Source organism: Pseudomonas brassicae (genome assembly GCF_010671725.1).
In the GTDB taxonomy this organism is placed as follows: Bacteria; Pseudomonadota; Gammaproteobacteria; order Pseudomonadales; family Pseudomonadaceae; genus Aquipseudomonas; species Aquipseudomonas brassicae.
The window spans coordinates 1-20,002 of the sequence record NZ_JAAHBU010000159.1; the positions used below are offsets into that span (position 1 = coordinate 1).

Genomic DNA, 20,002 nt, shown 5'->3' on the forward strand with positions numbered 1-20,002 from the left:
GGCGACGACCCTTCCGAGCACCGCAACATTACCTACCGTGAGCTGCATGAGCAGGTCTGCAAGTTCGCCAACGCCTTGCGTGGTCAGGACGTGCACCGTGGCGACGTGGTGACCATCTACATGCCGATGATCCCCGAGGCCGTGGTCGCCATGCTGGCGTGCGCACGTATCGGTGCGATCCACTCGGTGGTGTTCGGCGGCTTCTCGCCCGAGGCACTGGCCGGGCGCATCATCGACTGCAAGTCCAAGGTGGTGATCACCGCCGACGAAGGCCTGCGTGGTGGCCGTCGTACGCCGCTCAAGGCCAACGTCGACCTGGCGCTGACCAACCCCGAGACCGCCAGCGTGCAGAAGATCATCGTGTGCAAGCGCACCGGTGGCGACATCGCCTGGCACCAGCATCGCGACATCTGGTACGAAGACCTGATGAAAGTGGCGTCGGCCCACTGTGCGCCGAAGGAGATGGGGGCCGAAGAGGCGCTGTTCATCCTCTACACCTCCGGCTCCACCGGCAAGCCAAAGGGTGTGCTGCACACCACCGGCGGCTACATGGTGTATGCCGCGCTGACCCATGAGCGGGTGTTCGACTATCGTCCGGGCGAGGTCTACTGGTGCACCGCCGACGTTGGCTGGGTCACCGGCCACAGCTACATCGTCTACGGCCCGCTGGCCAACGGCGCCACCACCCTGTTGTTCGAAGGTGTGCCGAATTATCCGGACATCACCCGTGTGGCGAAGATCGTCGACAAGCACAAGGTCAATATCCTCTACACCGCGCCAACCGCCATTCGGGCAATGATGGCCGAAGGTCAGGCAGCCATGCAGGGTGCCGATGGTTCGAGCCTGCGCCTGCTGGGGTCGGTGGGCGAGCCGATCAACCCTGAGGCCTGGAACTGGTATCACACCACCGTGGGCAAGGAGCGTTGCCCGATCGTCGACACCTGGTGGCAGACCGAGACCGGCGGCATCCTGATCAGCCCGCTGCCGGGCGCCACTGCGCTCAAGCCGGGTTCGGCAACCCGCCCCTTCTTCGGCGTGGTACCGGCGCTGGTGGACAACCTCGGCAACCTGATCGATGGCGCCGCCGAAGGCAACCTGGTGATTCTCGATTCGTGGCCAGGCCAGTCGCGTTCGCTGTATGGCGATCATGACCGCTTTGTCGATACCTACTTCAAGACGTTCCGTGGCATGTACTTCACCGGTGACGCGCGCGCCGTGACGAGGACGGTTACTACTGGATCACCGGTCGGGTCGATGACGTGCTCAACGTGTCGGGCCACCGCATGGGGACTGCCGAGATCGAAAGCGCCATGGTTGCGCACCCCAAGGTTGCCGAAGCGGCAGTGGTGGGCGTGCCGCATGATCTCAAGGGTCAGGGTATCTATGTGTACGTCACGCTCAATGGTGGCGAGGAGCCGAGCGAAGCCTTGCGCCTGGAGTTGAAGAACTGGGTGCGCAAGGAGATCGGGCCGATTGCTTCGCCGGACGTGATCCAGTGGGCGCCGGGGCTGCCGAAGACCCGTTCGGGCAAGATCATGCGCCGTATCCTGCGCAAGATCGCCACGGCCGAGTACGACGCGCTGGGGGATATCTCGACGCTGGCTGACCCGGGTGTGGTGCAGCACCTGATCGATACACACAAATCGATGAACCTGGCCTCGGCCTGATAAAAGCTTCGCTGGCAAGCCAGCTCCCACAGGTTGTGTGAACGCCGCACTACCTTGTGGGAGCTGGCTTGCCAGCGAAGAGGCCCGTAAGGGCGATCTGAGAAGCCCTGCCTGGCACTGTCGGCGGGGCTTTTTTGCGTCTGTTACTTCGACATTCATCGGTAACCTTTTCTGTCACCGCTTTCGCACGCAAACGGGGCATAGGGAAACGTTACTGCATGATTCGGGTGCATGTCGTCGCGCATTTTTCTCACGTCACCACGCTACACTTGCCGGATTACAAGGGTTTGCGAATAATGGGCGCGGTTATTGCTTGATTGATAGGTTATTTGTCTCTCGCTTTTGCATATTCTGCGAAAGCTGTCAATATCTCCCGTCCCGACTTCCTGCGCTTCTGTAACTAGTTGTCGCATTGAAGAAATATCGGCTTCGGAGCTGTCGTTAAAATGCCAATCACTCGCTCGTGATGCCTCGACCTGTTGTCGTCGGGCCCTGCGCAGCTCGCGTTGTACCCATTAGCAACGTCGACGGTCATTCTGGATCGTCACGTTTTGCCCTTTACCGATGGAGTTCCCAGATGAAGAAACTCGCACTGCTTGGCGCGCTGGCGCTGTCCGTGTTTTCCCTGGCATCGCTGGCTGATGAAAAACCGCTGAAAATCGGCATCGAGGCCGCCTACCCACCGTTCGCCTCGAAAGCCCCGGACGGCAGCATCGTCGGCTTCGACTACGACATCGGCAATGCCCTGTGCGAAGAGATGAAGGTCAAGTGCACCTGGGTCGAGCAGGAGTTCGACGGCCTGATCCCGGCGCTCAAGGTACGCAAGATCGACGCGATCCTGTCGTCCATGTCGATCACCGATGACCGCAAGAAGTCGGTCGACTTCACCGGCAAGTACTATCTGACCCCGGCGCGCCTGGTGATGAAGCAAGGCACTGCCGTCAGCGACAGCCTGAGCGAGCTCAAGGGCAAGAAGATCGGCGTGCAGCGCGGTTCGATCCATGACCGTTTCGCCAAGGAAGTGCTGGGTGCGCAAGGCGCAACCATCGTGCCTTACGGCACCCAGAACGAAATCTACCTGGACGTGGCCGCCGGCCGTCTGGATGGCACCGTGGCCGATGCTACGCTGTTGGAAGACGGTTTCCTGAAGACCGATGCGGGCAAGGGCTATGCGTTCGTAGGCCCGGCCTTCACCGACGCCAAGTACTTCGGTGACGGCATCGGCATTGCCGTGCGCAAGGGCGACAAGGCCAACCTGGATCGCCTCAATGCTGCCATCGCGGCCATTCGTGCCAACGGCAAGTACAAGCAGATCCAGGACAAGTACTTCAACTTCGACATCTACGGCCCGGACGCCAAGTAAATCGTCGAGGTTTCACCTGTTCAATGGTGCAAGCAGCAGAGGCTCTGAGGTTTGCACCATTTTTTCATCCCTAAGGTCGAGGACCTCATCATGTTGAAAGGCTACGGGGCAGTCATCCTCGATGGAGCATGGCTGACGCTACAGCTCGCCTTGTCGTCCATGGCCCTGGCCATCGTACTGGGCCTGATCGGCGTGTCGCTGCGGCTGTCGCCGGTGCGCTGGCTGGCCTGGCTGGGCGATCTGTACGCCACGGTGATCCGCGGGATTCCCGACCTGGTACTGATCCTGCTGATCTTCTATGGTGGCCAGGACCTGCTCAACCGCATCGCGCCGCTGCTCGGCTTCGATGACTATATCGACCTCAATCCGCTGATGGCGGGTATCGGTACCCTGGGTTTCATCTTTGGTGCCTACCTGTCGGAAACCTTCCGCGGTGCGTTCATGGCCATTCCCAAGGGGCAGGCCGAAGCCGGCATGGCCTATGGCATGAGCAGCCTGCAGATCTTCTTTCGGGTGCTGGTGCCGCAGATGATTCGCCTGGCGATTCCAGGCTTCACCAACAACTGGCTGGTACTGACCAAGGCCACTGCACTGATTTCGGTGGTGGGCCTGCAAGACATGATGTTCAAGGCCAAGCAGGCGGCAGACGCTACCCGCGAGCCGTTCACGTTCTTCCTGGCGGTCGCGGCGCTGTACCTGGTGATTACCAGTGTTTCGCTGCTGGCCCTGCGTTATCTCGAGAAGCGCTACTCGGTTGGCGTAAAGGCGGCTGATCTATGATTTTCGATTACAACGTTATCTGGGAGGCGCTGCCGCTGTACTTGAGTGGCATGCTGACCACCCTCAAGCTGCTGGCGCTGTCGCTGCTGTTCGGGCTGGTAGTGGCGGTACCGCTGGGGCTGATGCGGGTATCCAAGCAGCCCTTGGTGAACATGAGTGCCTGGCTGTATACCTACGTGATCCGCGGCACGCCGATGCTGGTGCAGCTGTTCCTGATCTACTACGGCCTGGCCCAGTTCGAGGCCGTGCGCGAAAGCGTGCTGTGGCCTTGGTTGTCGAGCGCGACCTTCTGTGCGTGCCTGGCCTTTGCCGTCAATACCAGTGCCTACACCGCCGAGATCATCGCGGGCAGCCTCAAGGCCACGCCGCATGGCGAGATCGAGGCAGCCAAGGCAATGGGCATGTCGCGGGTCAAGATGTACCGCCGCATCCTGCTGCCATCGGCCCTGCGCCGTGCGCTGCCGCAATACAGCAACGAAGTGATCATGATGCTGCAGACCACCAGCCTGGCGTCGATCGTGACCCTGATCGACATCACCGGTGCGGCGCGTACGGTCAATGCCCAGTACTACCTGCCGTTCGAGGCCTACATCACCGCCGGCGCGTTCTACCTGTGCCTGACTTTCATTCTGGTCCGCCTGTTCAAGTTGGCCGAACGCCGCTGGCTCGGCTACCTGGCGCCGCGCAAGGGCTGAACCCTGCGGCAACTTTTTCGCCCCGGGCGCGCCCGGGTCTGAACGCTTTGTGAGAACCGACAGCATGTACAAACTCGAAGTCCAAGACCTGCACAAACGCTATGGCAGTCACGAAGTGCTCAAGGGTGTGTCCCTGGCGGCCAAGGCAGGCGATGTGATCAGCATCATCGGCTCCAGTGGTTCGGGCAAAAGTACGTTCCTGCGCTGCATCAACCTGCTCGAGCAGCCCCACGCCGGCAAGATCCTGCTCAACAACGAAGAGTTGAAGCTGGTGGCCAACAAGGACGGCGCGCTCAAGGCATCCGATCCCAAGCAGTTGCAGCGCATGCGCTCGCGCCTGTCCATGGTGTTCCAGCACTTCAACCTGTGGTCGCACATGACGGCGCTTGAGAACATCATCGAGGCCCCGGTGCATGTGCTGGGCATGAGCAAGAAAGACGCGCTGGAAAAGGCCGAGCATTACCTGGCCAAAGTGGGCGTGGCCCATCGCAAGGATGCCTACCCTGGGCACATGTCCGGTGGCGAGCAGCAGCGTGTGGCGATTGCCCGGGCGCTGGCGATGGAGCCAGAGGTGATGCTGTTCGACGAGCCAACCTCGGCGCTGGACCCGGAGCTGGTGGGTGATGTGCTCAAGGTCATGCAGTCGCTGGCCCAGGAAGGCCGCACCATGGTGGTGGTGACCCATGAAATGGGTTTCGCCCGTGAAGTGTCGAACCAGCTGGTGTTCCTGCACAAGGGCCTGGTCGAAGAGACCGGTAATCCGCGTGAAGTGCTGGTAAACCCGCAGTCCGAGCGCTTGCAGCAATTTCTTTGCGGCAGCCTGAAATAAGCGGTCTGCAACGCTGATTGCCGCGTTGCACCAGAATAGGTCATGCTGCGCCTCTATCGCAGCCTGACCAGGCACCCTCCGCCCGCAGCCTGCGGGCGCCTGACTCACCCAAGGTTTCGGACCTCTGCTAATGACCACCCAGCGAATCGGTTTTCTCATCTGGCCCAGCACCAAGGCCTTGACCCTGGCGCTGGCCGAAGAGGTCTTGCAGGTGGCCCAGAAGGTGCACCCGGACGTCGTCTACGAGTTGCTGTTCCTGCAGGCCGAAGCGCCCTGCGAGCAGGCCTGGCGGCTGCCGGGCGAGGCCTGGACCGGTCGCCTGGAGGGGTGCCAGAAGCTGTTTTTGCTGGCTGACGAACCGCCCCAGGCGGTCGGTGCTGCGCTGGGCAGCGCGCTCAAGCAATTGGTGCGCTCCGGTTGCGTGGTGGGTGGCCTGTCGGCGGGTGTGTACCCGCTGGCCCAGCTGGGGTTGCTGGATGGCTACCGTGCTGCGGTGCACTGGCGTTGGCAGGATGATTTTGCCGAGCGTTTCCCCAAGGTCATTGCCACCAGTCACCTGTTCGACTGGGACCGTGATCGACTGACCGCCTGTGGCGGCATGTCGGTGCTGGATCTGTTGCTGGCAGTGCTGGCGCGTGATCACGGTGCCGAGTTGGCTGGCGCGGTGTCTGAGGAACTGGTGGTGGAGCGGATTCGCGAGGGTGGCGAGCGCCAGCGTATTCCGTTGCAGAACCGTCTGGGCTCCAGTCATCCGAAGCTGACCCAGGCGGTATTGCTGATGGAGGCCAACATCGAGGAACCGTTGACCACCGATGAGATCGCCCAACATGTGTGCGTATCGCGCCGCCAGTTGGAGCGGATCTTCAAGCAGTACCTCAATCGGGTGCCGAGCCAGTATTACCTGGAGCTGCGCTTGAACAAGGCGCGTCAGATGCTGATGCAGACCAGCAAGTCGATCATCCAGATCGGCTTGTCGTGCGGGTTCTCGTCGGGGCCGCATTTTTCCAGTGCGTACCGCAACTTCTTTGGCGCAACGCCACGCGAAGACCGCAACCAGCGTCGCAGCAACAGCCCGTTCGAGCTGTCGTCGGCGCCCGCCGAGCGCGGCTGATCCCGTATCGCGTCGTCTGCTTCGCCGGCAAGGCCGCGCCTACAGGTTTGAAGAGCGCTGCGAAAGCCTGTGGGAGTTGGCCTGCCAGCGAAGAAACCCGCGCAAATCTGTGCGTGACACAATCTCCCCACCACCACGCCGCACCGTTTAAACTGCGCCTTTGCGACCCTATTTGTCGCATTGCCGAAAGCCTTGGCAAAACCGGGTTTGGCGCTATAAGAAGTTGTCGCTTGGCGGCAAGGTCGTGCGCTCATCTGTCCTTACAATCCCCCCATCGCTCGCCAGTTCCAGGCAGGCGTTCCTCTTCAGGAGACTCCGATGTCCGTTGAGCAAGCTCCGGTGCAACGCGCCGATTTCGACCAGGTAATGGTCCCCAACTATGCGCCGGCCGCTTTCATTCCCGTGCGTGGCGAGGGGTCCCGTGTCTGGGACCAGTCGGGGCGCGAGCTGATTGATTTCGCCGGCGGTATCGCCGTCAACGTCCTCGGGCACGCCCACCCGGCGCTGGTCGGCGCGCTGACCGAACAGGCCAACAAGCTGTGGCACGTGTCCAACGTGTTCACCAACGAGCCGCCTTGCGCCTGGCCCACAAGCTGGTCGATGCCACCTTCGCCGAGCGTGCATTCTTCTGCAACTCCGGCGCCGAAGCCAACGAGGCCGCCTTCAAGCTGGCCCGTCGCGTCGCCCACGACCGCTTCGGCCCTGAAAAGCACGAGATCATCGCCACCGTCAACAGCTTCCACGGGCGCACCCTGTTCACCGTGAGCGTCGGCGGGCAGCCGAAGTACTCCGACGGTTTCGGCCCGAAGATCACTGGCATCAGCCATGTGCCGTACAACGACCTGGAAGCGCTCAAGGCGCAGATCACCGACAAGACCTGCGCCGTGGTGATCGAACCGATCCAGGGCGAGAGCGGTGTGGTACCGGCTGACAAGGCCTACCTGCAAGGTGCGCGTGAGCTGTGCGACCAGCACAACGCACTGTTGATCTTCGACGAAGTGCAGACCGGTGTCGGGCGTACTGGCGAGCTGTTCGCCTATATGCATTACGGCGTCACCCCGGACATCCTCACCAGCGCCAAGAGCCTGGGCGGTGGTTTTCCGATTGCCGCGATGCTGACCACCGAAGCGCTCGCCAAGCACCTGGCCGTGGGTACCCACGGCACCACCTATGGCGGCAATCCGCTGGGCTGCGCCGTGGCGGCCGCGGTACTGGACGTGGTCAACACGCCTGAAGTGCTGGCCGGGGTCAAAGCCAAGCATGAGCGTTTCAAGACCCGCCTGGAAAAGATCGGCCAGCAATATGGCCTGTTCACCCAGGTGCGCGGCATGGGCCTGCTGATCGGTTGCGTGCTGTCCGATGCCTGGAAAGGCAAGGCCAAGGACATTTTCAATGCCGCCGAGAAAGAGGGCCTGATGGTGCTGCAAGCTGGCCCCGACGTGGTGCGCTTCGCCCCGAGCCTGGTGGTCGAAGACGCCGACATCGATGAAGGCCTGGACCGCTTCGAGCGCGCCGCCGCTGCACTGACCAAGGCCTGATAGCGCCTTGCGTCCTTCGCTGGCCTGTGAGGGCCGGCGAAACCGATTTCCGTAGCCTGTGCCCACGGCACGCGCCGCTTTTTCTGTGCCGACGACTGTCGGCCCGTTTTTCCCGAAAGGAGTGACACCATGCTGGTGATGCGCCCCGCGCAAATGGCTGACCTGGGTGAAGTACAGCGTCTGGCCGCGGACAGTCCCATTGGTGTCACGTCCTTGCCGGACGATGCCGGTCGCCTGGGCGACAAGATTGCCGCCTCCGAGACGTCGTTTGCCGCCGAGGTCAGCTTCAATGGCGAAGAAAGTTACTTCTTCGTGCTCGAAGACAGCACCACCGGCAAGCTGGTCGGCTGTTCGGCCATCGTGGCCTCGGCCGGCTACTCCGAGCCGTTCTACAGCTTTCGCAACGAGACCTTCGTGCACGCCTCGCGCGAGCTGAAGATCCACAACAAGATCCATGTGCTCTCGCAGTGCCACGACCTGACCGGCAACAGCCTGCTGACCAGCTTCTACGTATTGCCCGAACTGGTCGGTACCGGCTGGGCCGAACTCAACTCCCGTGGTCGGCTGCTGTTCATGGCGGCACACCCGGAGCGCTTTGCCGAGTCGGTGGTGACCGAGATCGTCGGCTACAGCGACGAGCAGGGCGACTCGCCGTTCTGGGATGCCATCGGGCGCAACTTCTTCGACCTCAACTACGCCGCCGCCGAGCGCTGTGTGGCCTGAAGAGCCGTACCTTCCTGGCCGAGCTGATGCCGCATTACCCGATCTACGTGCCCTTGCTGCCGGACGCCGCGCAAGAGGCCATGGGCCAGGTGCACCCACGGGCGCAGATCACCTTCGACATCCTGATGCGCGAAGGCTTCGAGACCGATCACTACATCGACATTTTCGACGGTGGCCCGACCCTGCACGCACGGGTTTCCGGCATCCGCTCGATCGCCCAGAGCCGCGTGATGCCGGTCAAGCTGCACGACCAGCCGGTCAAGGGCGGGCGCCTGTACCTGGTCTCCAACGGCCAGTTGCAGGATTACCGCGCGGTGTTGCTGGAGCTGGACTGGGCGCCCGGCAAGCCGGTGCAGCTGAACCTGGCTGCCGCTGAAGCACTGGGTGTGGGCGAGGGCGCCAGCGTGCGTCTGGTCGCGGTCTGATACCTGGCTCATCCAGGTCGAGTTTCGCAGGTGCCCGCAGGCGCCTGCCCGAGGAGATAGCATGATTGTTCGTCCCGTACGCAGCAGTGATTTACCTGCGCTGATCGAGCTGGCGCGCAGCACCGGCACCACCGGCCTGACCACCTTGCCAGCCAATGAGGAACGCCTGGCCCACCGGGTGGCCTGGGCCGAGAAGACCTTCCGCGGTGAAGCCGAGCGTGGCGATGCCGACTACCTGTTCGTGCTCGAGAACGACGAAGGCGAGGTGGTGGGGATCTCTGCCATCGCCGGTGCCGTGGGCTTGCGTGAGCCCTGGTACAACTATCGCGTTGGCCTGACGGTCAGCGCATCCCAGGAACTGGACATCTATCGCGAGATCCCGACGCTGTTCCTGGCCAACGACCTGACCGGCAACTCCGAGCTGTGCTCGCTGTTCTTGCGCAGCGACTACCGCACCGGCCTCAATGGTCGCTTGCTGGCCAAGGCACGGTTGTTGTTCATTGCCGAGTTCAGCGAATTGTTCGGCAACAAGATCATCGCCGAGATGCGCGGCATGTCCGACGAGCACGGCCGTTCGCCGTTCTGGGAAAGCCTGGGCCGGCACTTCTTCAAGATGGAGTTCAGCCAGGCCGACTACCTCACCGGGGTGGGCAACAAGGCCTTCATCGCTGAACTGATGCCCAAGTTTCCGCTGTATACCTGCTTTCTGTCACAAGCCGCACGCAACGTGATCGGCCGTGTGCACACCGATACCGAGCCGGCGCTGGCCATGCTGCAGGGCGAAGGCTTCAGTTACCAGGGCTATGTCGACATCTTCGATGCCGGCCCGGCCGTTGAATGCCAGACCAGCAAGATTCGTGCAGTGCACGACAGCCAGGCGCTGGTGCTGGCCATCGGCACGCCGGGCGACGACGCCACACCCTTCATCATGCACAACCGCAAACGCGAAGACTGCCGTATCACGGCTGCGCCGGCACGCCTGGCAGCAGGCACCCTGGTGGTCGACCCGCAGACCGCCAAGCGCCTGCGCCTGAGCGCCGGTGACCAGGTGCGCGCGGTACCCCTGTCCGCTGCCCGGGAGAGCAAATAATGACTACTCACTACATCGCCGGCACCTGGCAGGCAGGCCAGGGTGAAGCCTTGCAGTCGCTGGACCCGGTCAGCCAGAAGGTGATCTGGCAAGGGCAGGGCGCTGGCGCCGCGCAAGTCGATGCCGCGGTTCAGGCTGCCCGTGAGGCATTCCCCGCGTGGGCCCGACAATCACTGGAGGCACGCATTGCTGTGCTTGAAGCCTTTGCCGTCAGCCTCAAGGCGCATGCCGACGAACTGGCCCATTGCATTGGCGAAGAAACCGGCAAACCGTTGTGGGAAGCCAGTACCGAAGTGACCAGCATGGTCAACAAGGTGGCGATCTCGGTGCAAAGCTACCGTGAGCGTACCGGCGAGAAGAGTGGTCCGCTGGCCGATGCCACGGCTGTGCTGCGGCATAAACCGCATGGCGTCGTGGCCGTGTTCGGGCCTTACAACTTCCCCGGCCATCTGCCCAACGGGCATATCGTGCCGGCGTTGCTGGCCGGCAATAGCGTGGTATTCAAGCCGAGCGAGCTGACCCCGAAAGTGGCCGAGCTGACAGTCAAGTGCTGGATCGAGGCGGGCCTGCCCAGTGGTGTGCTCAACCTGGTGCAAGGCGCGCGCGAAACCGGCGTGGCGCTGGCCGCCAACCCTGGTCTGGATGGTTTGTTCTTTACTGGCTCCAGCCGTACCGGCAATGCGCTGCACCAGCAATTCGCCGGCCGTCCGGACAAGATTCTGGCCCTGGAAATGGGCGGCAACAATCCCCTGGTGGTCGATCAGGTCCAGGACCTGGATGCCGCCGTTTACACCATCATCCAGTCGGCATTCATTTCTGCCGGCCAACGCTGTACCTGTGCGCGCCGTCTGCTGGTACCACAAGGCGCCTGGGGTGACCGTTTGCTGGCGCGTCTGGTGGCGGTGAGCCAGACCCTTTCGGTGGGGGTGTTCGATCAGCAACCGGCACCGTTCATGGGCTCGGTAATTTCCCTGGCGGCGGCCAAGGCCTTGCTGGACGCCCAGGCCGATCTGCTGGCCAATGGCGCACAGGCCTTGTTGACGATGACCCAGCCGCATGAGGGCGGCGCATTGCTGACTCCGGGCATTCTGGATGTCACAGCCGTGGCGGGGCGCCCTGATGAAGAGTTCTTCGGGCCGTTGCTGCAGGTGATCCGCTACAGCGATTTCGAGGCGGCGATTGCCGAGGCCAACAATACCCAGTACGGCCTGGCCGCAGGTTTGCTGTCGGATTCGGCCGCGCGCTACCAGCAGTTCTGGCTGCAAAGCCGCGCTGGCATCGTCAACTGGAACAAGCAGTTGACCGGTGCGGCCAGCAGCGCGCCGTTCGGTGGTGTAGGCGCCAGCGGCAACCATCGTGCCAGCGCTTACTATGCGGCCGATTACTGTGCATATCCGGTCGCTTCGCTGGAAACCGCCAGCCTTGTACTGCCCGCTACGCTGACGCCGGGCGTCACCCTATAACAACAGGTTCACGGAGCCTTAGCCGATGAAATCGTTTGAAGTGAATTTTGATGGTCTGGTGGGACCGACGCACAACTACGGCGGGCTGTCGTTCGGCAACGTCGCCTCGCAGAGCAATAGCCAGCAGGCGTCGAACCCGCGTGAAGCAGCGCGTCAGGGCCTGGCGAAAATGAAGGCGCTGATGGAAATGGGCTTCCAGCAGGGTGTATTGGCCCCGCAGGAGCGCCCTGATGTGGCGGCACTGCGCCGCCTTGGCTTTGGCGGCACCGACGCCCAGGTCATCCAGCGTGCGGCCAAAGAGGCCATGCCATTGCTGGTGGCCAGTTGCTCGGCATCGAGCATGTGGGTGGCCAACGCCGCCACGGTGAGCCCGAGTGCGGATACCGCCGATGCTCGCGTGCATTTCACCGCCGCCAACCTCAATTGCAAGTACCACCGCAGCATCGAGCACCCCACCACCAGCCGTGTATTGGGGGCGATGTTCGCCAACCCGCAGCATTTTGCTCATCACGCGGCGTTGCCTGCCGTGGCGCAGTTCGGCGATGAAGGCGCGGCCAATCACACACGCTTCTGCCGCGCCTATGGCGAGGCCGGCGTCGAGTTCTTCGTGTTCGGACGCAGTGCATTCGATGCCCGCTACCCGGCACCGCAGAAGTACCCGGCGCGCCAGACCCTGGAAGCGTCGCAGGCAGTTGCCCGGCTGCACGGCCTGAGCGATGACGGTGTGGTCTATGCTCAGCAGAACCCGGCAGTGATCGATCAGGGCGTGTTCCATAACGACGTGATCGCCGTCGGCAACGGCGAGGTGCTGTTCTATCACGAAGACGCGTTCCTCGACACCGAGGCGATGCTGGCCGAGCTGCAGGCTAAACTGACCAGGTGCGGCGCCAGCTTCAAGGCCATCTGTGTACCGCGGGCCCAGGTGACGGTCGAGGATGCAGTGCGCTCGTACCTGTTCAACAGCCAGTTGCTGTCCCGCGAGGACGGTTCGATGCTGCTGATCGTGCCGGAAGAGTGCCGCAACAACGAGCGAGTCTGGGCTTACCTGTCGGCGCTGACCGGCCAGGGCGGCCCAGTGGCCGAGGTCAAGGTCTTCGACCTCAAGCAGAGCATGCAGAACGGTGGCGGCCCCGCGTGCCTGCGCTTGCGTGTGGCGCTAAATGAAACGGAACTGGCGGCGGTGAACCCAGGGGTTATCATGACTGCGCCGTTGTACGACACCCTGACCCAATGGGTCGACAAGCACTACCGCGACAGCCTGAGCGAACGTGACCTGGCCGACCCGCAGTTGTTGCTGGAGTGTCGCACGGCACTGGATGAGCTGACCCAGATTCTCAAGCTGGGTTCGGTCTATCCGTTCCAACTCCAACCTTGAAAGAGAATTCGATTATGTCCGACACCCTGCAGCTGATTCTTGAAGATGACGACGGCACCCAGCTGGAAACGTCCTGCACCCGTTTTGCCGTGGTCTGGCAGGGCAAGGAGGTATGGATTCAGCAGGACGGCCGTGGCCAACTGCTGATCGGGGTCGATGTCGAAGAAGGTGATGCCGAATACGCCAACCTGCTGCTGCGTCCGCTGGCCACCAACCTGGTCAGCCTGCAACTTGAAATGGAGCCGGCAGATGCTGGCGAAGACGACGATCATGTCCACGGTCCCGATTGCGGGCACCAACACTAAGGAACATCGCCTATGCTCGCCCTCGGCAAACTGCTTGACCTGACCCTTGCCGGTCGTGAACCGGCAGAGAAGACCCAGCTCACTGTCGAGGGCGTGCGCATGCGCTGGCTTGGGGAGGGGGCGCTTGAAGTGAGCCCGCCCGAAGCCCGTGACAATGGCATGAGCCTGCTGCTGTCAGCGGGTATCCACGGCAACGAGACGGCGCCGATCGAGCTGCTGGACGAACTGCTGCATGGTATTGCCAGGGGCGAGATCAAGCCGCAGGCGCGAATCCTGTTCCTGTTTGGCAACCCTGAGGCGATGCGCACGGGCGCGCGCTACATCGAGCACGACGTCAACCGGCTGTTCAATGGCCGTCATGAGCAGTCCAGCGGTGTAGAAGCATTGCGGGCCTGCGCATTGGAGCGTCTGGCAACGACCTTTTTCAGTGTGCAGGGGCGTACCCGTTTGCACTATGACCTGCATACCGCCATTCGCGGATCGAAGATCGAGCAGTTTGCGCTGTATCCCTACAAGGAAGGTCGTCAGCACTCGCGCCGCGAACTGGCGCGCTTGCGTGCTGCGGGCATGGAGGCGGTGCTGTTGCAGAGCAAGCCGTCGATCACCTTTAGCGCGTTTACCTACGAAACCCTCGGTGCCGAAGCCTTCACGCTGGAACTGGGCAAGGCACGGCCTTTCGGCCAGAACAACGAGATCAAGCTGGACTTGCTGCAGGCGCGGCTCAGGCAGATCATCGAGGGCAACGAGCCGCAAGAGGGTGATGCTCTCGATGGCTTGCAACTGTTCAGTGTGGCTCGCGAGATCATCAAGCACAGCGATAGCTTCCACCTGCACTTGCCGGCGGACATCGAGAATTTTTCGGAGTTGTCACAGGGGTATCTGCTGGCCGAGGACCTGGCCGAGACACGCTGGATTGTCGAGGAGGAGGGCGCGCGGATCATTTTCCCCAACCCCAAGGTCAAGAACGGCTTGCGTGCGGGGATCCTGATCGTGCCCACCTCGGCCGAGCAGTTGGGCTGAGGCAGGGGGCGCTTCGCCGACCTTGCCGGCGAAGCGTTGATGCTATCAGCCCGCCATCTTCTGCGGTACTTCATTGCGGCGCAGCGAGCGCAGCTTGAGCAATGTGTCGGCGCAGGTCACGGCCGCTTCTGCACCCTTGTGCACGAAATGCTCGAAGAAGAACTTCTGATGCTCGTCGCCGGCATGGAAGTGGTGCGGGGTGAGGACCACCGAGAACACCGGTACTTCGGTTTCCAGTTGTACCTGCATCAGGCCGCTGATCACCGACTGGGCGACGAACTCGTGACGGTACAGGCCGCCATCGACCACCAGGCCCGCCGCAACGATGCCGGCGTAACGACCGCTACGGGCCAGCAGCTTGGCGTGCAGCGGGATCTCGAAGGCCCCGCCCACTTCATAAAAATCGATATCGCCCAGTTGATAGCCCTGCTTGGCCATCTCCTCGACGAAACCCTTGCGGCTCTGATCAACAATATCCTTGTGCCAGCAGGCCTGGACGAAGGCGATGCGCTCGTTGTGGTGGCCTTTGCTGTCGATCGGGGTAGCTTGCATTGAAACGGACTCCTGTTTGTATGAGAAACAGGGCAGTGGATCGAAGGGGATTGTCGTTGCGCAGCTGTGCAGACGCAGGCACTCGCGTACCGATCCCGCTCTCTCTTTATCCGGACTATGACCGTCGGCCCCGGGATCACACCGAGTCTGCTGACCTTGCAGGATGGCCTGCAAGCGCTCGCGGGCTATGCGCAGTGCGCAATTACCGCCGGTGGGGAGTTGCACCCCGCCCTGAGAACGTTGCGCCAGTCGCTGGCGGCGCACATGTTGTAGCACAGTTGTCAGTTAAACGTATAGCCTGCTAACGAAACCGTGTCGGATGAAGGTCATTTCATCCTGATTGCGGGTTTCTATCGTATAAACACACTGCAACAGGCCATCAGGCTAGATATAATGCGGCCCTTTGCCGTCGTTTCGTCAATTTGACGCAGGCCGCCGTTTCCGTGGAAGAACCTATGAAAAGCGCAGAAATCCGTGAAGCCTTCCTTCGCTTCTTCGAAGAGCAGGGACATACCCGAGTTGCCTCCAGCTCCTTGATTCCGGGCAACGACCCGACCCTGCTGTTCACCAACGCGGGGATGAACCAGTTCAAGGACTGCTTCCTTGGCCAGGAAAAGCGCGCCTACACACGCGCAACCAGCAGCCAGAAGTGCGTGCGTGCCGGTGGCAAGAACAGCGACCTGGAAAACGTCGGTTACACCGCGCGCCACCACACGTTCTTTGAAATGCTGGGTAACTTCAGTTTCGGCGACTATTTCAAGCGTGATGCCATCACCTACGCCTGGACCTTTCTCACCGGCGTGCTGAACCTGCCCAAGGACAAGCTCTGGGTCACGGTCTACGCCACCGATGACGAAGCGTACGACATCTGGACCCAGCAGATCGGTGTGCCGGCCGAGCGTATGGTGCGAATCGGTGACAACAAGGGCGCCCCGTATGCATCCGACAACTTCTGGACCATGGGCGATACTGGCCCATGCGGCCCTTGCACCGAGATCTTCTATGACCACGGCGCCGACATCTGGGGTGGCCCGCCAGGCTCGCCGGAAGAAGACGGCGACCGCTACATCGAGATCTGGAACAACGTCTTCATGCAGTTCAACCGCACTGCCGATGGCGTGCTGCACCCGCTGCCAGCACCGTCGGTGGACACCGGCATGGGCCTGGAGCGTATCAGTGCGGTCATGCAGCACGTGCACTCGAACTATGAAATCGACCTGTTCAGGAGCCTGCTGGGCGCCTCGGCAGCGGCGATCGGCTGCAGCAATGATGAGCAGTCCTCGCTCAAGGTCGTCTCGGACCACATTCGTTCGTGCGGTTTCCTGATCGCCGATGGCGTGCTGCCGTCCAATGAAGGTCGTGGCTATGTGCTGCGCCGCATCATTCGTCGCGCCTGCCGGCACGGCAACAAGCTGGGTGCCACCGGCAGCTTCTTCTACAAGATCGTTGCGGCACTGGTCGCCGAGATGGGCGAAGCCTTCCCGGAACTCAAGCAGCAGCAGGCCAATATCGAGCGTGTGCTCAAGGCTGAAGAAGAGCAGTTTGCCAAGACCCTGGAGCAGGGCCTGAAGATCCTCGAGCAGGACCTGGCCGAGCTCAAGGGCGACGTGGTGCCGGGCGATGTGGTGTTCAAGCTGTATGACACCTACGGTTTTCCGATGGACCTCACCGCCGATATCGCCCGTGAGCGCAGCCTGACCATCGACGAGGCAGGTTTCGAACGCGAGATGGAGGCCCAGCGCGAACGTGCGCGTTCGGCCAGCGCCTTCGGCCTGGACTACAACACCCTGGTCAAGGTTGATGTGGCCACCGAGTTCATGGGGTATACCGCCACCCAAGGCACTGCCAGCGTGGTTGCGCTGTACAAGGACGGCAAGGCCGTCGAGCAGTTGGGTGAAGGCGAGGAGGGCGTCGTGATCCTTGATCGCACGCCGTTTTACGCAGAGTCCGGTGGGCAGGTAGGTGACTGCGGTTACCTGCAGGCTGGCAACCTGCGCTTCGATGTACGTGATACCACCAAGACCGGTGGTGCATTCCTGCACCACGGCGTGGTGGCGACAGGCAGCCTGAAGGTAGGCGCTCAGGTCGAGGCCAAGGTCGATGCCGATGTGCAGCACGCCACTTCGCTGAACCACTCTGCCACCCACTTGCTGCACGCTGCGCTGCGTCAGGTGCTTGGTGAGCACGTACAGCAGAAAGGCTCGCTGGTCGACAGCCAGCGCCTGCGTTTCGACTTCAGCCACTTCGAGGCGGTCAAGCCAGAGCAGCTCAAGGCGCTGGAAGACATCGTCAACCGCGAGGTGCGCAACAACACCGAGGTCAAAACCGAAGAAACCGATATCGAGACCGCCAAGCAGAAGGGCGCCATGGCGCTGTTCGGCGAGAAGTACGGCGACAGCGTGCGCGTGCTGAGCATGGGCGGTGATTTCTCCGTCGAGCTGTGTGGTGGCATCCACGCCAAGCGCACGGGTGACATCGGCTTGCTCAAGATCATCAGCGAAGGCGGTGTGGCCTCGGGCGTACGCCGCATCGAGGCGGTCACTGGTGCTGCGGCGCTGGCTTACCTCAATGGCGCTGAAGAGCAGCTCAAGGAGGCAGCCCAGTTGGTCAAGGGGAGTCGCGAGAACCTGATCGACAAGCTTTCGGCGGTCATCGAGCGCAATCGTCAGCTGGAAAAGCAACTGGAACAACTGCAGGCCAAGGCCGCCAGTGCCGCCGGTGACGATCTGTCCTCCAGCGCGGTCGAGGTCAAGGGCGTCAAGGTGCTGGCTGCACGCCTCGACGGCCAGGATGGCAAGGCGTTGCTGGCGCTGGTCGACCAGTTGAAGAACAAACTCGGCCGCGCAGTGATCCTGCTCGGCAGTGTCCACGAAGACAAGGTCGTACTGGTCGCAGGCGTGACCAAGGACCTGACTGGCCAACTCAAAGCCGGTGATTTGATGAAGCAAGCCGCTGCGGCGGTGGGTGGCAAAGGTGGTGGACGTCCGGACATGGCGCAAGGCGGTGGCGTGGATGCCGCGGCGCTGGATGCTGCACTGGCGTTGACTGTCCCATTCGTAGAGCAGGGTGTCTGAGGCGCCCGGTGGCCCGTCGTCTAGTGGCGGGCCCTGGCGTTGAATGAAGAATGTGTTTATAGGGTGCCCTTCACGGGCTGAGGCGGCTTTGAAATGGCGTTGATCGTACAGAAATTTGGCGGCACCTCGGTTGGCACGGTCGAACGGATCGAGCAGGTCGCCGACAAGGTGAAGAAGTTCCGCGAAGCCGGCGATGACCTGGTGGTTGTGCTGTCGGCAATGAGCGGCGAAACCAATCGTCTGATCGAATTGGCCAAGCAGATCAGTGATCAGCCGGTGCCACGCGAGCTGGACGTGATCGTGTCCACGGGCGAGCAGGTGACGATTGCCTTGCTGGCCATGGCGCTGATCAAGCGCGGCGTGCCAGCGGTGTCCTACACCGGTAACCAGGTCCGTATTCTCACCGACAGTGCGCACAACAAGGCGCGCATCCTGCAGATCGACGATCAGAAGATCCGCGCCGACCTCAAGGCCGGTCGCGTGGTGGTGGTTGCCGGTTTCCAGGGTGTCGATGAGCACGGCAGCATCACCACGCTGGGGCGCGGTGGCTCCGATACCACCGGCGTCGCCCTGGCGGCTGCGCTGAAGGCGGATGAGTGCCAGATCTATACCGATGTCGATGGGGTGTACACCACCGACCCGCGTGTGGTGTCGCAGGCGCAGCGGCTGGACAAGATCACTTTCGAAGAGATGCTGGAAATGGCCAGCCTCGGTTCCAAGGTGTTGCAGATCCGTGCCGTCGAGTTCGCCGGCAAGTACAACGTTCCGCTGCGCGTACTGCACAGCTTTCAAGAGGGTCCCGGGACCCTCATTACAATTGATGAAGAGGAATCCATGGAACAGCCGATCATTTCCGGCATCGCCTTCAACCGCGATGAAGCCAAGCTGACCATTCGCGGCGTACCGGATACCCCGGGCGTGGCGTTCGGGATTCTGGGCCCCATCAGTGCCGCGAACATCGAAGTCGACATGATCGTGCAGAACGTGTCGCACGATAACACCACCGATTTCACCTTCACGGTGCACCGTAACGATTACGACAAGGCGCAAAAGGTGCTGGGCGAAACCGCCCTGAAGCTCAACGCCCGTGAAGTGATCGGTGATACCAAGATCGCCAAGGTTTCGATCGTCGGTGTCGGCATGCGTTCGCATGCCGGTGTCGCAAGCCGCATGTTCGAGGCGCTGGCCAAAGAGAGCATCAACATCCAGATGATCTCCACCTCGGAGATCAAGGTGTCTGTGGTCATCGAAGAGAAGTACCTGGAACTGGCTGTGCGTGCGCTGCACACCGCCTTCGAGCTCGACGCACCGTCCCGTCAGGGCGAGTAAGCGTCATCCCACCTTTGGGCGCGGCCTGGCCGCGCCCTTCGTGTTTTTGAGCAGTGCAAGAACACTGTGGGTTCGCCCGCACTGGTCAATACTTAGGCGTAGGTCGACAACCGTCCTGGTTGTAGGTTGAAGCCCTTTTTTTTGCAGACTGTTGTCCCTGAACTGAATTGCGTGAGGAGAAAGGTATGTTGATTCTGACTCGTCGGTGCGCAGAGAGCCTGATAATTGGCGATGGCGAAATCACCGTGACCGTGCTCGGTGTCAAAGGAAACCAGGTACGGATCGGTGTGAATGCGCCCAAGGAAGTGGCTGTGCACGTGAGGAAATCTACCTTCGGATCAAGAAAGAGAAGGACGAAGAACCAAGCCTTTAATTTTTATCGATATTTTTTTAAAAAAGGGTTTGCAAACGGGGAGGGCTCTGGTTATAGTACGCCCCGTGTTGCGGAGAGGTGGCCGAGTGGCCGAAGGCGCTCCCCTGCTAAGGGAGTATACCTCACAAGGGTATCGGGGGTTCGAATCCCCCCTTCTCCGCCATTATTCATGTAGGGCGCTGTAATCTTGCTTCAAACGCTAAGTCGTTGAAATTAAACGAAAAAGTGATTGGCAAATCGATTAAGCGGTCTATAATGCGCGGCAACAAATGCACTCGTAGCTCAGCTGG

Annotated in this window: 13 protein-coding genes, 1 tRNA gene, 4 pseudogenes and 1 riboswitch; of the genes and pseudogenes, 17 read left to right on the forward strand and 1 reads right to left on the reverse strand. The window is 61.6% G+C overall.

Annotation, left to right across the window (positions count from 1 at the left end; genetic code table 11):
* The 13 genes and pseudogenes from acs to astE all read left to right on the forward strand — a co-directional run.
* Nucleotides 1–1,667: pseudogene (gene acs / locus G3436_RS12715) on the forward strand (acetate--CoA ligase); the annotation flags it as partial.
* 577 nt (nucleotides 1,668–2,244) lie between these two features.
* Nucleotides 2,245–3,030 carry an ABC transporter substrate-binding protein gene (locus G3436_RS12720; RefSeq protein ID WP_163945406.1) on the forward strand — a complete coding sequence of 262 codons (786 nt, stop codon included), beginning with the start codon at nucleotides 2,245–2,247 and terminating at the stop codon, nucleotides 3,028–3,030.
* 90 nt (nucleotides 3,031–3,120) lie between these two features.
* Nucleotides 3,121–3,810, forward strand: coding sequence for an ABC transporter permease (locus G3436_RS12725; RefSeq protein ID WP_163945410.1), 690 nt, complete (start codon nucleotides 3,121–3,123; stop codon nucleotides 3,808–3,810).
* A complete protein-coding gene (locus G3436_RS12730) occupies nucleotides 3,807–4,505 on the forward strand; it encodes an ABC transporter permease (protein ID WP_163945413.1) in 699 nt (232 codons plus the stop codon). Before G3436_RS12725 ends, G3436_RS12730 begins: the two co-directional genes overlap by 4 nt.
* A gap of 64 nt (nucleotides 4,506–4,569) precedes the next feature.
* The gene (locus G3436_RS12735) at nucleotides 4,570–5,334 is read left to right on the forward strand and encodes an ABC transporter ATP-binding protein (protein WP_163945416.1); all 765 of its coding nucleotides are present in this window, start codon (nucleotides 4,570–4,572) and stop codon (nucleotides 5,332–5,334) included.
* A gap of 124 nt (nucleotides 5,335–5,458) precedes the next feature.
* A complete protein-coding gene (argR, locus tag G3436_RS12740) occupies nucleotides 5,459–6,445 on the forward strand; it encodes a transcriptional regulator ArgR (RefSeq protein WP_420801204.1) in 987 nt (328 codons plus the stop codon).
* 366 nt (nucleotides 6,446–6,811) lie between these two features.
* Nucleotides 6,812–7,983: pseudogene (locus G3436_RS12745) on the forward strand (aspartate aminotransferase family protein).
* 129 nt (nucleotides 7,984–8,112) lie between these two features.
* Nucleotides 8,113–9,131: pseudogene (gene aruF, locus G3436_RS12750) on the forward strand (arginine/ornithine succinyltransferase subunit alpha).
* A gap of 61 nt (nucleotides 9,132–9,192) precedes the next feature.
* Nucleotides 9,193–10,221, forward strand: coding sequence for an arginine N-succinyltransferase (gene astA / locus G3436_RS12755; RefSeq protein WP_163945422.1), 1,029 nt, complete (start codon nucleotides 9,193–9,195; stop codon nucleotides 10,219–10,221).
* Nucleotides 10,218–11,684, forward strand: a complete 1,467-nt coding sequence (gene astD / locus G3436_RS12760) for a succinylglutamate-semialdehyde dehydrogenase (RefSeq protein ID WP_338001248.1) — start codon at nucleotides 10,218–10,220, stop codon at nucleotides 11,682–11,684. Before astA ends, astD begins: the two co-directional genes overlap by 4 nt.
* Before the next feature lie 25 nt (nucleotides 11,685–11,709).
* Complete coding sequence (gene astB / locus G3436_RS12765) at nucleotides 11,710–13,059, forward strand: N-succinylarginine dihydrolase (RefSeq protein WP_163945427.1); 1,350 nt, start codon at nucleotides 11,710–11,712, stop codon at nucleotides 13,057–13,059.
* A gap of 14 nt (nucleotides 13,060–13,073) precedes the next feature.
* A complete protein-coding gene (locus G3436_RS12770) occupies nucleotides 13,074–13,364 on the forward strand; it encodes a topoisomerase II (protein WP_163945430.1) in 291 nt (96 codons plus the stop codon).
* A 12-nt stretch (nucleotides 13,365–13,376) separates the two neighbouring features.
* Nucleotides 13,377–14,384 (forward strand): succinylglutamate desuccinylase, encoded by a 1,008-nt coding sequence (gene astE / locus G3436_RS12775; protein ID WP_163945432.1) that lies wholly within the window; start codon nucleotides 13,377–13,379, stop codon nucleotides 14,382–14,384.
* 45 nt (nucleotides 14,385–14,429) lie between these two features.
* Here the strand turns inward: astE and G3436_RS12780 are convergent, their stop codons facing one another.
* Nucleotides 14,430–14,936 (reverse strand): 6,7-dimethyl-8-ribityllumazine synthase, encoded by a 507-nt coding sequence (locus tag G3436_RS12780; protein WP_163945435.1) that lies wholly within the window; start codon nucleotides 14,934–14,936, stop codon nucleotides 14,430–14,432.
* 93 nt (nucleotides 14,937–15,029) lie between these two features.
* Nucleotides 15,030–15,179, reverse strand: a riboswitch (FMN riboswitch).
* Nucleotides 15,180–15,391: 212 nt separating this feature from the next.
* On the opposite strand from G3436_RS12780, the gene alaS reads away from it, so the two are divergent.
* From alaS to G3436_RS12800, 4 genes and pseudogenes are all read left to right on the forward strand, one after another.
* Entirely contained in the window at nucleotides 15,392–18,010 is a 2,619-nt protein-coding gene (alaS, locus tag G3436_RS12785) for an alanine--tRNA ligase (RefSeq protein ID WP_163945438.1), read from the forward strand.
* Nucleotides 18,011–18,103: 93 nt separating this feature from the next.
* Complete coding sequence (locus G3436_RS12790; RefSeq protein ID WP_163945441.1) at nucleotides 18,104–19,339, forward strand: aspartate kinase; 1,236 nt, start codon at nucleotides 18,104–18,106, stop codon at nucleotides 19,337–19,339.
* A 185-nt stretch (nucleotides 19,340–19,524) separates the two neighbouring features.
* A pseudogene (csrA, locus tag G3436_RS12795) lies at nucleotides 19,525–19,712 on the forward strand (carbon storage regulator CsrA).
* A gap of 72 nt (nucleotides 19,713–19,784) precedes the next feature.
* Nucleotides 19,785–19,875, forward strand: a tRNA-Ser gene (locus tag G3436_RS12800).
* Nucleotides 19,876–20,002 lie beyond the last annotated feature (127 nt).

Excerpts from the sequence above, each read along its gene's own strand:
- astB (WP_163945427.1), top strand. The coding sequence starts at position 11,710 with ATGAAATCGTTTGAAGTGAATTTTGATGGTCTGGTGGGACCGACGCAC.
- G3436_RS12780 (WP_163945435.1), bottom strand. The coding sequence starts at position 14,936 with ATGCAAGCTACCCCGATCGACAGCAAAGGCCACCACAACGAGCGCATC.
- alaS (WP_163945438.1), top strand. The coding sequence starts at position 15,392 with ATGAAAAGCGCAGAAATCCGTGAAGCCTTCCTTCGCTTCTTCGAAGAG.
- G3436_RS12790 (WP_163945441.1), top strand. The coding sequence starts at position 18,104 with ATGGCGTTGATCGTACAGAAATTTGGCGGCACCTCGGTTGGCACGGTC.
- G3436_RS12735 (WP_163945416.1), top strand. The coding sequence starts at position 4,570 with ATGTACAAACTCGAAGTCCAAGACCTGCACAAACGCTATGGCAGTCAC.
- G3436_RS12720 (WP_163945406.1), top strand. The coding sequence starts at position 2,245 with ATGAAGAAACTCGCACTGCTTGGCGCGCTGGCGCTGTCCGTGTTTTCC.
- astA (WP_163945422.1), top strand. The coding sequence starts at position 9,193 with ATGATTGTTCGTCCCGTACGCAGCAGTGATTTACCTGCGCTGATCGAG.
- G3436_RS12730 (WP_163945413.1), top strand. The coding sequence starts at position 3,807 with ATGATTTTCGATTACAACGTTATCTGGGAGGCGCTGCCGCTGTACTTG.
- G3436_RS12725 (WP_163945410.1), top strand. The coding sequence starts at position 3,121 with ATGTTGAAAGGCTACGGGGCAGTCATCCTCGATGGAGCATGGCTGACG.
- astE (WP_163945432.1), top strand. The coding sequence starts at position 13,377 with ATGCTCGCCCTCGGCAAACTGCTTGACCTGACCCTTGCCGGTCGTGAA.
- G3436_RS12770 (WP_163945430.1), top strand. The coding sequence starts at position 13,074 with ATGTCCGACACCCTGCAGCTGATTCTTGAAGATGACGACGGCACCCAG.